The 12,094-nt window shown below is 73.1% G+C and carries 7 protein-coding genes; all 7 read right to left on the bottom strand.

Going from position 1 to position 12,094, the window contains the following annotated elements:
- Positions 1-7: 7 nt before the first annotated feature.
- Positions 8-976: an ABC transporter ATP-binding protein gene (locus ACFQ6X_RS17695; RefSeq protein ID WP_383182400.1), complete on the bottom strand. Its 969-nt coding sequence runs from the start codon at positions 974-976 to the stop codon at positions 8-10.
- Positions 973-3,744: an FtsX-like permease family protein gene (locus ACFQ6X_RS17690; RefSeq protein WP_383182398.1), complete on the bottom strand. Its 2,772-nt coding sequence runs from the start codon at positions 3,742-3,744 to the stop codon at positions 973-975. Before ACFQ6X_RS17690 ends, ACFQ6X_RS17695 begins: the two co-directional genes overlap by 4 nt.
- Before the next feature lies 1 nt (position 3,745).
- Positions 3,746-7,057 (bottom strand): FtsX-like permease family protein, encoded by a 3,312-nt coding sequence (locus ACFQ6X_RS17685; protein ID WP_383182396.1) that lies wholly within the window; start codon positions 7,055-7,057, stop codon positions 3,746-3,748.
- A gap of 162 nt (positions 7,058-7,219) precedes the next feature.
- Entirely contained in the window at positions 7,220-7,624 is a 405-nt protein-coding gene (locus ACFQ6X_RS17680) for a globin (protein ID WP_329211003.1), read from the bottom strand.
- A gap of 81 nt (positions 7,625-7,705) precedes the next feature.
- On the bottom strand, positions 7,706-9,037 hold the full coding sequence (locus tag ACFQ6X_RS17675) for an FHA domain-containing protein (RefSeq protein WP_383182394.1): 1,332 nt from the start codon (positions 9,035-9,037) through the stop codon (positions 7,706-7,708).
- A gap of 111 nt (positions 9,038-9,148) precedes the next feature.
- Positions 9,149-10,510 carry a VWA domain-containing protein gene (locus ACFQ6X_RS17670; protein WP_383182392.1) on the bottom strand — a complete coding sequence of 454 codons (1,362 nt, stop codon included), beginning with the start codon at positions 10,508-10,510 and terminating at the stop codon, positions 9,149-9,151.
- Positions 10,511-10,676: 166 nt separating this feature from the next.
- Positions 10,677-12,092, bottom strand: a complete 1,416-nt coding sequence (locus ACFQ6X_RS17665; protein WP_383182390.1) for a protein phosphatase 2C domain-containing protein — start codon at positions 12,090-12,092, stop codon at positions 10,677-10,679.
- Between the last annotated feature and the right edge of the window lie 2 nt (positions 12,093-12,094).

Here is a 12,094-nt window from a genome sequence, read left to right as displayed (position 1 = left end):
CGGCGTACTACTTCGCCGGTGTGTCCTTCGGATCGTCCGGCCACACCCCGATGTGGTCCTGCTCCAGCTCCAGCATCACCCGGTGCTCCATACCCAGCGCCTCGGTGTAGTCGGCGGGCAGCTGCAGCCGGCCCGCCCGGTCGAGCATCGCGTACTCCCGCGCCACCTGCGACTCCTGGCCCGTCGCCGCGTCGACCTCCGTGCGCCGCAGCACCTCGGAGGACGTACGGCCGTCACGGATCGCGACCGTGCGGCGTACCTCGCCCGCCACCGCCAGGTCATGGGTGACGATCACGATCGTGGTGCCGAGCTCCTCGTTGGCACGGCGGAACGCGGCGAACACCTGCTCACCGGTGGCCGAGTCCAGCTCACCGGTCGGCTCGTCGGCCAGCAGCACCGACGGGTTGTTCGCCAGGGCCACCGCGATCGCCACCCGCTGCTGCTGGCCCCCGGACATCTGCGCCGGACGGCGGTCGCGGCAGTCCGCGACATCGAGCATCTGCAGCAACGACTCGGCACGCGCGGCCCGTTCACGGTTCCGGCCGCCGCCGCGCAGCTGCATCGGGAGGGTGATGTTCTGAACGGCGGTCAGATACGACAGCAGATTGCGGGAGGTCTGCTGCCAGACGAAGCCGACCACGTCCCGGCGGTAGCGCAAGCGCTCCTTCGACCCCATCGCCAGCAGATCGCAGCCCGCCACCTTCGCCGACCCGGCCGTGGGCACGTCGAGGCCCGCCAGGATGTTCATCAGGGTGGACTTCCCGCTGCCCGAGGCGCCCACCAGTGCCATCAACTCGCCCTCGGTGACGAGCAGATCGAGCCCCTGCAGGGCCTGCACCTCCACCCCGTCGGTAGAGAAGATGCGCACCAGCCGGTCGCACGCGATCAGCGCGTCATGCCCGTACGACGGCCGGTCGCGGCGGGCGGAGGCCCGCTGTTCGAGCTCCGCCAAGGTGGTCTCTGTCGACGACGTCATCGGGTGTCTCCTGCCCTGAGTTCCTTGATCGATCCACGGCGGCTCGCCCACCAGGCCTGGACGCCGGCCACGGCTGCGGCGAGGACGACCACCCCCAGTGCCGGAACGGCCAGCGACCAGAGGTCGGCCCGCAGTGAAGCGGTGTTCGATGATCCGGAGTCCCCGCCCGCCAGCGCCAGCGCGGCCAGGTCGACACCGGGTGCCAGCAGTTCGATGGTCGTCCAGCCGACCAGGAGCCCGCCGAACGCCGCCAGCAGCGCCTGCGGCATGGCCTCGAACGCGAGCAGCCGCCTGCCCTGCCGGGTGGTGAGCCCCATGGTGCGCAGCCTGGCCAGCAGCGTCCTGCGCTCCGGGGCGGTCTGCAGCAGGGACAGGAGCACGGCGAGCAGCGCGTATCCGGCGCCCGCCGCGACAGCCGCCCCGTAGATCCGCTCGGCGCCCGACTGCATCGGGGTGTCGACGAACGCCTCGCGCTCCTCCGACCGCAGCCGGACGGTGAACTGGCCCGCGCCCTGCGCGGCGGCCCGCAGCTCCTCGCCGTCCGCCGCCGCACCGGTGACCATCAGTGTCGTGGGCTGCCGTGTCGGAAGCGCCGCGGAGTCGACGATCAGGAAGCCGGAATCGGTCACCGCGGACGTGCGCGGGAGGACGGCGGCGATCCGCACCGTGATGTCCCCGCCCTCCGACCGGATCGTGTGCGGCTCGTCGCCGAGCAGCTTCGCCACCTCGGGGGAAGCGATCGCCGGCAGTGCCTTGCCCTGCCCCCGGCCGGCCTTAAGCAGGCCGGCGGGCAACGCGGGCTGACCCGTTTCCCGGGCCAGCCGGGCGTACGAACCCGGCTCCACGCCCAGCAGGGTCGCCCGCTCGGTGTCCCCCCTGACGTCCAGGTCGGCGGCCAGCGGAACGCTGTACTCGATGCGTACGGCCGCCACGTCCTCGACACCGTCCATGGCCCGCACCGAGCGGACCAGGCTGTCCGGCACCGCCGTAAGCCCGACGTTCTCGCCGCTGATCCGGGCGTCGGCGCCGACCGCGCGCAGCGCCGCGGCGCCCCGCGCGTCGGCGACCCCGGCCAGTACCGAACCGCCGAAGGCCGCCGTCGTCAGCGCGATCAGCAGGGCCAGCAACGGCAGTGTGGCGCTCGCGCCGGTCCGGCCCGCCCTGGCCAGCGACAGGAAGCCGACCGCGCCGCGCAGCCGCGCGACGGGACGGGCCGCCAGCCGCAGCGGCAGCGGATAGAGCCGTACGAGGACGAGAGCGGCGATCAGCCCCACCAGGACGGGGGCCGAGCTGACCAGCAGATCGGCGCCCGAGCCCGTTGCCGTACCCCGACGGCGCAGAGCGGCGACCGCGCCGATCGCCAGGACGAGCAGGGTCAGTTCGGCGACCGTGCGCCGCCGGGAGGGCTTCGCGTTCACGACGTCCTCGCGGGCGCCGTGCAGCAGCGGCCTGCGGTGGTACAGCGTCGTGCGGAGCGGCAGCGCCACGCAGACCAGCAGGGCGACCGAGGCGGCACCGACGACGGCGGGCCACCACCGGGCCTCGCCGATGAGGAGGACGGCCAGCAGCAGCCCGAGCGCCGCCGCGGGCAGGACGGACACCGCCGTCTCGGCCAGCAGCCGTCCGCCGATGCCCCGCAGGGAGCCGCCCCGGGAGCGCAACAGGGCGAGTTCGCCGTGGCGGCGGGCGCCGATCAGTCCGCCCGTCATCAGCAGGACCACGGCGGCCACCGCTCCGATCCCCACGGCCGCGACCGTGACGACGGGGCTGATCGCCGCACGCATCGAGGTGTAGGCGTCGAGAATGGCGTCCAGATCCGTGGTGAGCGTCGTGTTGGGCCCCGCGAGCTCGCGCAGTTTCAGCAGCTCGGGGCCGTTCTCCAGGGAGGCGACGGCGTCCCGCAGCCGGGGGACGTCGTTCGCGGTCAGGCCGGAGGGGTCCGGGGCGACACGCCAGTACAGCTCCGGCTCGCCCGCCGTTTCCAGCAGCGCCGGTCCGGTGTCGGGAGCCAGGAGCAGCGTCCCCTGCCAGAAGAAGACCGGTGTCCGGGAACCCGGGTCCGCGACCAGGGACGGGGCACGGTACAGGGGGTCGACCGCCCAGTAGCCGCTCTTCGGCTGCAACGGGGTCACGAGACCCGTGATACGTACGGTCAGCGACCTCCCGCCCTGGGTGGGCACCGAGAGGGTGGAGCCCACCTTCATCTTCAGCTCCGCGGCGGTCTCCTCGGTGACGGCCGCCTCCACCTCACGGGTGGCGGCTGTCACCTCGCCGTGTGCGACGGGCCAGCCGCCTTCGGCCAGCCTGCTGTGCTCGCGGAGCGCAGACGGGGCCGCGTAGAACAGCTTGGCGGGCATCGCGTCCGGGCGGGGCAGCCAGGCCTCCTGCGCGACGATCGGCTTCGACGTGTGCACCCCGTAGGAGGAGCGCGGCAGATCGGCCCGTACGGGTGCGGGAAGCCCCTTCACCAGCGCGCGGTCGATCGCGGCGAGGGTCTCCTCGCGCAGGGCCTGCTCACGCGCCGGGCGCGGGTCCGCGAGCGAGGGCGGGGGCGTGGTCACTTCGAGCACGCTCTGGCCCGGCGACGCGGTCGATACGTCGTGGCGCAGCGCCTTCGCCTCGTACGCGTCCACGGAACGCGGGAACGCGGCGGCGAGGAACGCCGTCAGGAACACCAGGACCGCGAGGGCGGCGCTGATCCCGGGTGCGGTACGCAGCCGCGTACGGACCCACGGGGCGCAGGCGGCCGGAATCTTGGCGGCGGTCATGTCAGTTGTCCCCCTGGTGGCGCAGCGAAACGGCAGGATCTGCCCGCCGCAGCGTGATGGCGGCCACGATCAGCAACGGGAACACCGCGACGGCGGCCAGCAGCACGGCGACCTGCCCGGCAGGCAGCAGCACCAGGACATCCGGCACCGGCCGGGCCGCCTGCCCCGTCAGCACCACGAGCGGCACGACGGCCCTGGTCAGCACAGCCCCCAGAGCGAGCCCGATCAGAATCGCGAGGGCGATCAGGATCCCCTGCTCCGCGGCGACCATCCGGGCCAGCCTGCGGCGGGGCGTTCCCAGGGCCCGCAACACGGCGAACTCGGCGGACCGTTCGCGCTGCGAGCCCACGAGGCCGACCGCGTAACCGACTGCGGCCAGCGCGGCGGCGACCGCGGCGACCGCCAGCAGCGCGGACTGCGGACCCGCTCCCAGCGGGTCGTCCGCCAGCTCCCGGGCCGTCTCGTCCCGCACCAGGACCTGGGCCGGGTCCGTACCCGGCAGCTTGCGCAGCTCGGCCGCCACGTCCGGCCCGTCGCCGGGCGCCGTGCTCAGCCACCACTCGGTGGGCGCCAGGGCGGCCCCGGACCGGTGGGCGAGCACCTCGGACACGGCCTTGAGGTCCAGGAGCAGGCTTCCGCCGGGCTTCGTCGACGACTCCGCACCGCTCACGGCCACGGGAGCACCCGTGGTGGGCAACTGCCGCACCGCCTTCGCCAGGGTCACCCGGACCGTCTGGCCCGCCAGCGTGAGAGCGACGTCCTGGCCCAGCTCGGCCCCCGAGTGCGTCAGATACGCGTCGGTCGCCACCGCCTTCAGCGCGGGAGCCGGTGCACGGATCGCGGTGATCCGGAGCGTGCCGACCGGGCCGCCGCCGAAGAACGGCTCCGGTGTCAGGACGGCCCCGGTGCCGTACGTGAAGGAGGGCGCGGCACCCGAGCCGCTCACCGTCTGCGGTGTCTCGCCCGGCCTCTCCTCCCCGGCCTCGGTCACGGTCGTGGCGGCCCGCCAGCGGACCCCGTCCGCGACCGCCGGCTGCTCGCCGCCACTGCCGGTCTGCGCCCTGAGGCCCGTCACCGAGACCAGCCGCTTCTGGGAGCGGTCCGCGGGCACATCGCCGTCCACCTCGAAGCCGGTCACGGCCAGTTCGCCCGACGGGGACACGGGGACGGAGACGGTGTGCGTGCGCCCGTCGACGGGGACGGTCCCGGCACCGGTCCGATAGCCGATGCCGTAGCGGTCCTCCAGCAGAACGCTGACCAGCGGAGCCGGACCGGCCGGCTTCTTCGCCCCGGGGGCCGCGGTGTCGAGGATCCGCAGGTCGAACACCGCACGGGTGCTGCCCTTCGGCAGCGTCACCCCGGTACGCGGGGCCTTCGGCGGGGTGATCGCGTCGAACAGCTTCCGCGGTGCCGAGCCCGCGAGGTCCTCTCGCATCAGCATCCGCTCGTCCGCATGCCCGGTGTCCAGCGCCAGCACCTCGGCCGTCCGCCCGCCCGACAGCTCGGCTGTCGCACGGAACGCCGGAGCCGCCTCGCGTACGCCGGGCAGATCCGTGTACGGCGCGGCCTTCGCCGGGTCGTTGCCGAGCCCCGCCACGATCCGTACCGAAGCACCGGACCTGAAGTCGGCCTGGTCGCTCTGCGAGCGGTCCCAGGAAGCGGCCTGGCCGATGGCCAGCATGCCCGTCGCCACGGCCAGCACCAGCAGCAGCACCGGACCCGCACCTCGCAGCGGCCGGCGGCTGAACTGCCATCCGGCCAGCGCCGAGGACAGCCCCCTGCCGCCCGCCGCACGGCGCTCCGCGAGCCTCGCCGCGGGCGGCAGCAGCCGCAGAGTCAGCACGGTTCCCGCGAGGAGGGCCAAGGCGGGTGCCGCGACCAGCAGCGGATCGATGCCGAGATCGCCCTCCCGGTCGCCACTGAGCGCACCGCTGCCCGACAACCCGGTCTGCCGGTCCAGCTGCCAGTACGCCACACCGGCGACCAGCAGCAGCCCGAGGTCGGCGCCCGCACGCACCGGAGTGGGCAGCGACGCGGCGCGGGAGCCCCGCCGCCCGCCCGCACTCGCGGCCAGCGCCGGTGCCACCACGGCCAGCGCACAGGCCAGGGCGACGGCGGCGGCCACCAGCCACACCGAACCGTTCACACCGTCGCCGAGCCGCAGGCCGATCCGGGTGAGCCCGCTCCGGTCCGCGAGCAGCCGGGTCAGCGGACCGGCGAAAAGCGGGGCGACGAGGGCCGCCGGTACGGCGAGCAGCAGTGCCTCGGTCGCGGCCAGTGAGGCGATCCGGCCCCGCGAGCCGCCCCGGGCCCGCAGCAGTTCGGTCTCGCCGGCTCGCTCGCTGCTCAGCAGCCTGGCCACGAGCAGCAGGGCGTAACCGGCGAGCAGGACCAGCTGGACGGCGACGATCATGATCGTCGAGCGGGACACCAGCAGCGCCCGGTCGATCTGTTCGATGACGGTGGGCAGCGAGGTCCGCACCGTGACCCCGCCGTCGAACACGGGGGCGGCCGACAGCGCCTTCGGGCCGTTGGTCGAGGTGCGGTGCAGGTCCCCGGTCCGGCCGGTGGTCACCGTACGGAAGTCGGCGCCTGCCAGCCAGGACACCCCGCCGGGACTGAGCCGGCCGGAGGCGAGCACCGCGGGGTCGGCGAGCAGCGGACCGTACGTGGTGAAGACGACCTTGCGGACCCCGCGCCCGCCGAGGGCGTCCAACTGCCAGTACGGGTCGGCCTGGTCGGACACCTCGTACAGACCGGTGATCTCGACCTGGAGCGGTGCCCCGCCCAGTCGGTCGGCGAGGGTGAGACGCGCACCCGGCTTCAGCTTCAGGGCTTCGGCGGCGGCGCGGGGGAGCGCCACCTGCACCGGCCCGGCGGCGTTCCCGGCTCCGGCGGCGGGCATGCGCCCCTCGGCCAGGCGGACGCGGCTGCGGTCGAGCGAAGCGAGGTGCGTGAGGTCGGGTTCACCGCGCCGCTCCGTCGGTGCCTGGAGGCCGCGGGGCAGCGCGTACGGTCCCGAGGTCTCCAGCTTCCGTACGGTCACCGGCAGCCCGTCGAACGTCGCGCGGGCCGCCCTGCGGACCGTCGCGTCGGCCTCCGCACGCTGCTCGCGGTCCACCTCGGCGGACACGAAGAGCGAGGCGGACTCGGCGGAGCGGTGGGTCAGCGTGTGCCGCAGGGCGGCGTCCCCGATGGAACCGGAGAAGGCGGTCAGCGCGGCCAGTACACAGGTGGTGAGCAGCACGGCCAGGAGGGCGGCCGCGAGAAGCAGCCGGTGCGCACGCACACGCAGAAAGACGAACCCCGTCACCTGATCCCCCGAACCCTCAGCAGCCGCACGCCCCCCGACGTTCCCCGGATGCTTTCAGAGTGCACGGGCTCCTGGAAACCGCTTGCGGTCGCTATTGATGGGATCGTGACCGTTATCCGGCGGCGGAGCACCGGATTCCGCACGTGCGTGGGGAGGGGCGGGTCAGCCCTCGGTGTTGATCATCGAGGCGGCGGCGTACGTGAGGTAGTCCCACAACTGCCGCTCGTGCGCGGGGGACAGCCCGAGCTCGTCGAGCGCCACCCGCATATGGCCGAGCCAGGCGTCGTGCGCCGCCCGGTCCACCCGGAACGGAACGTGCCTCATCCGCAGGCGGGGGTGCCCCCGCTCGTCGCTGTAGGTGCGCGGGCCGCCCCAGTACTGCATGAGGAACAGGGTGAACCGCTCCTCGGCCGGACCCAGATCCTCCTCCGGGTACATCGGCCGCAGCAGCGGGTCGTCCGCGACCCCCTGGTAGAAGCGGTGGACCAGGCGCCGGAAGGTCTCCTCGCCGCCGACCTGCTCGTAGAAGGTCTGCTCCTGAAGCGTGTCGCGCGGAATCTCTGTCACCCGTCCATGGTCGCAGACGCACCGGCCGAGTACCGGAGTCCTAGGACCCCGGTACTCGGTACCCGCCCGGTGGGTACCGGATCAGTCGCGGCGCACCGTGATCGTCGTCCAGGCCCCGACATGCACCTGGTCGCCGTCCTGGAGCGGCACGGGCACATAGGGCTGGATCGGATCCTCGGCGCCGTTGAGCGTGGTGCCGTTGGTGGAGTTCTGGTCGACGACGGCCCAGTTGCCGTCCGGCTGCTGCACCAGCACGGCGTGCTGGTGCGAGACGCCCGGGTCCTCCGGCGGAACGGCGAGATCGATGTCGGGGGACTCACCGGTGCTGTGCCGCCGGCGGCCGATCGTGATCTGGTTGCCGGTGAGCGGAAGGTGCTGCTCCGGGGAGTACGCGGGCAGGTTGAGCCCGGTCGCCTCGGGGCCACTGCGCTGCATCATCGCCAGGAAGTACTCGCGGTCCGGGGCGATCACGGCCGACCAGCTGACCGGTTGCCGGCTCTGGCCGGGAACGGGACCCTGTCCCTGAGCCTGTCCGGGGCCCTGACCGGGGAAGTGCTGCTGCGGGGCCTGAGGCGTCTGCGGTCCCTGCTGGAAAGCCTGCGGGGGCTGCTGCTGCTGCGAGGGCGGCGGCAGCATCCAGTCGTCCCCGCCGGTCTGCGGAGCCTGCGGCTGCGGCGGCGCGGACTGCTGCTGGAACGACGGGGGCGGCGGCGGGCCCTGGCGCTGCGGGTCGAACGGCGAGGGGTGGCCCTGCTGACCCTGCGGCCCCGGCTGCCCCTGCGGCTCGAAGGGCGACTGCTGTCCAGGCTGTCCCTGCTGACCCTGCGGGTCGAACGGCGAGGGCTGCCCGGGCTGGCCCTGCTGTCCCTGTCGCTCGAAGGGGGACGACGACTGCTGCTGGAACGAGGGCGGGGGCGGCGGGCCCTGCTGGAACGACGGGGGAGGCGGCGGGCCCGGCATGCCTGCCTGCTCCGGCGAGAGCGGCTCGGCGGGCCGGTTCATCTGCGAGGGCCGCGAGCTCTGGTACTCGAATGGGTCGCGCTGCTGCGGAGGCTGCGGCGGGCCCTGCTGGGCCTGGAAGCCGGGCGGCAGATTCAGCCCGGGCACCGGGCCCCCGGCGCCACCCTGCGGGGCGAGCGGGGTGTACGACGTGGCCGTGTTCGTGAGGAAGTTCCAGCGGCACTCCTCACAGAAGGGCGCCATCGCCTCACGCGGGGTGCGGCACTGCGGGCACAGCTCCGCCTGGGCGGTCGGCTCCCCGGAACCCTGCGGATAGCCGTAACCGGGCGCGGGCGGCGGGGGAGGCGGCGGGGGGACTGCGCCCGCGGGCGCGCCCGCCCCGGCCATGCGATGTCCGCAGACCTCGCACCAGTCCTCGGAACCCGACTGGTGTCCGTTCGGGCAGGTCGGCATGTCGGCGCTTCCCCCTCTCCTCGTCCGGCCCGGAGGCCGTCATGCTCGTAGGTGCGCCGTCCGGCCGGCCGGATGGCCTTCCGCACGGCTGTTTCGCTGTCGTACGTACTGTTATTTCTTGACGCGAACGGTCTTGGTGGAGCGTGTTTCGAGTGTCATCTCGTCCGCTTCCGCCACCCTCGCTTTCAGTCGCACAGTACCGGTCGCTGCATCGACAACGTCGACCACCTTCGAAAGCAGTTTCGCAGTATCCGCGTTTCCGGAGGCCGACGCGAGCTGCACCGCACGGCCGAGTTTCGCCGTCGCGCCGTCGAAGTCTCCCGATTTACGCGCATCCAGACCCTGTTGGATGACTTGAGCCAGTTCTGCCTGACCTGTGTAGTGGGCAACCTGGGGGTTGATGGACGTGGACGCGGCCATGTCGTCCGTCCAGACCGCCCGTACGAGTCCCTGGGACAGCGTCTGCGGGGCCTCGCCGGCCGAGGGGGCGGGAAGGATCAGGGAGACCCGGGCCGCCAGCATCTCCTGGCCGATGCCGGCCTCGGGAACCCGTACACACACGTGATAGTCCCGGGACTCGTCGCCCCAGGAACCCGTCGGATAGTCCCCGGCGCGGGGTCCCGCCACGGTGCGCCGGTCGGTCAGTTCGGCGACCGTGGGCGCCACCTGCTTCACGAACACGATCTCGACCCCGACGGGCGTCCAGAGCCGCAGCGCCACGTCCGCGACCTCCTTGCCCATCGCGTTCTCCATCATCTGCGTGAAGTCCGCGGCGAGGCCCGCCGGATCGGCGACGATGTCCGCCGTGCCGAGCAGCGCGGAGGCGATGGCTGTGACCTCTTTCACTTCCCAGTCGGTGCCCACGCCCCGCGCGTCACAGGTGAAGCGGCCCGCGCACGCGTCCAGAGCGGCCCGCAGATCCTCGGGCGACTCGTGCTCGTTCCGGCCGTCGGTGAGCAGGATGCCGTGCCTGATATCCACATCGGCCGCGCCCAGCAGCCGGTCGGCCAGCCGCAGCCACGTACCGATCGCCGTACCGCCGCCCGAGCTCAGCCGCCGCAGGGCGTCCTTCGCCTGGGCCTTCGTCTGCGCGTCGGCGGTCGCGAGCCGTCCGTCGCCCGGGTACACATCCTTGGCCACATGGGTTCCGGCGACCACCGCGAACTGCGTGCCGTCACGCAGGGTGTCGATGGCCGCCGCCGTCGCGTCGCGGGCGTTGCGCATCTTGGTCGGCGGGTACTCCATCGAACCGGAACAGTCGACCATGAGCACCACCGCGGCGTTCGGCGCCTGTCCCGGGGTGTGCACGGACGCCGCGGACGCGCCGGTCAGCGGTGCGCGGCCGGTGGTGCCACCGCCCGTCGAGGTCACGGTGACGATCGCGTTGACCTCACGTCCGCCCTCGGGCAGAAATTCGTTCTGGTACACCTCGACGGAGAACTGCGGCACGTTCGACTTGGAGAAGTTGGCCATCTGATCGGCTCCTTGAGGCTCCACGTATGTCAGATGAAGACAGATATGCGGACAGAGTTCAGGACAGGAGGGGCAAGAAGAACGGGAAGGGCAGGGAGAGGGCGGAAGGCGGCTGGCAGTACGGAGTGACAGGTGGACCGGCGGGGACCGGCGGACCGAACGCGGCTCAGGCGGTGCTGTAGGCCGATCCTGCCCCTTGCGTCGGCACGGCGAACGGGAGCAGGGCCACTGTTACGTTGTCGTGGCCCCCGCCGTCGAGCGCATGGCCGACCAGTACCTGGGCGCCGTGCAGGGGCCGTTCGTACGCCTCGGGCGGCACGGCCGTCGCCATCTCCACCGCCGACTCGGCGTAGTTCCACAGTCCGTCGGTGCACACCACCACCAGACCGGGCCGGTCCGGTTTGAAGGAAGCGGTGTGCGGCTCCAGTTCGTACGCGTCGGCGCCGAGCCAGCCCGTGATGGCATGCGCGCGCTCGTCGGCGTACGCCTCCGCCTCGTTCATCAGGCCCGTCGCCACCATCTGCGCGGCCCAGGAGTCGTCCTCCGTGAGCCGGGCGGGCGGATTCGTGCGGTCCTCGGGCACCCAGTAGACACGGCTGTCACCGACCCACCCGACGACCAGCAGGCCGCCCGCCATGATCGCGCCGACCAGCGTGCACGCCGGGGCGTTCTGATGGCGGTGCGGATCGTGCTCCATCGCCTGACCGGGCTCCTGCGCCAGGGAGTTGACCGCCTCGGCGGCGGCAAGAATCGCCTCGTGCATCGCCTGCTGCGGATGCGTGCCCCGCGGCAGCGACTCCAGCAGCGTCTCGTTGGCGGCGCTCGCGGCCGCGGCCGAGGCCTCGTCCGGCCGGCTCGCCGACGAGACCCCGTCGCACACGATCGCCACGACGGCCGGTGAGCCGTCCGGGAGCGCGGTGGAGGACACCGCGAACGCGTCCTCGTTGCGGTGGTGGCGCAGGCCGCGGTCGCTGACAGCGGCCACGGAACCGAGCTCCTGCTCCATGTGGTCGCGCTCGCGGGGCTGGGCGTGCCCGCAGTTCTCGCAGTAGCCGTCGGTGTCCACGTGACCGGAGCGGCACGCCACACAGACCTTGGCACCGGCCGGGACACCGGCAGCGGAATGCTCCGCGGTACGGGGGTCCGGCGCCGCCGCCCCCGGAGCCGCCAGTTCGAAGTCGCCCGAGGCGGCCGGGGGGTTCGCCTCCGGGAGGTCCGCGTCGGGGCGGTTCGTGTCCGGACGCTCCGCGACCGGGGCGTCCGGTTCGTCGAAGCGGACGGCCGAAGGGGCCGTGGTGGGCAGGGGCTTCCCGCCCGAGTCCAGGCCCGGAAGATCGGCAGGACGGTGCGTGGGCGCGGGCAGGTCCGCGCTGTCGACCTCGGAAGCGGGCGGCCATTCCACCGGACCGGCCCCCGCGCTCTGCGCGGGGACGGTGATGGCGACCGTCGGGCGGTCGCCCGGCGGGGCGGGCACGGCCGAGAGGTCGTACCCGCACGCTCCGCAGAACAGGTCGCCCGACTCCAGCGGTTCCTCACAGCTGGGGCACCCCGGCAAGGAGGCCTGCTGGTGGATCTGTGACATCT

It is taken from the genome of Streptomyces sp. NPDC056452 (assembly GCF_042796085.1).
In the GTDB taxonomy this organism is placed as follows: domain Bacteria; phylum Actinomycetota; class Actinomycetes; order Streptomycetales; family Streptomycetaceae; genus Streptomyces.
Note: the sequence above shows the minus strand (reverse complement) of the source record. Positions and strands in the feature narration are given on the sequence as shown.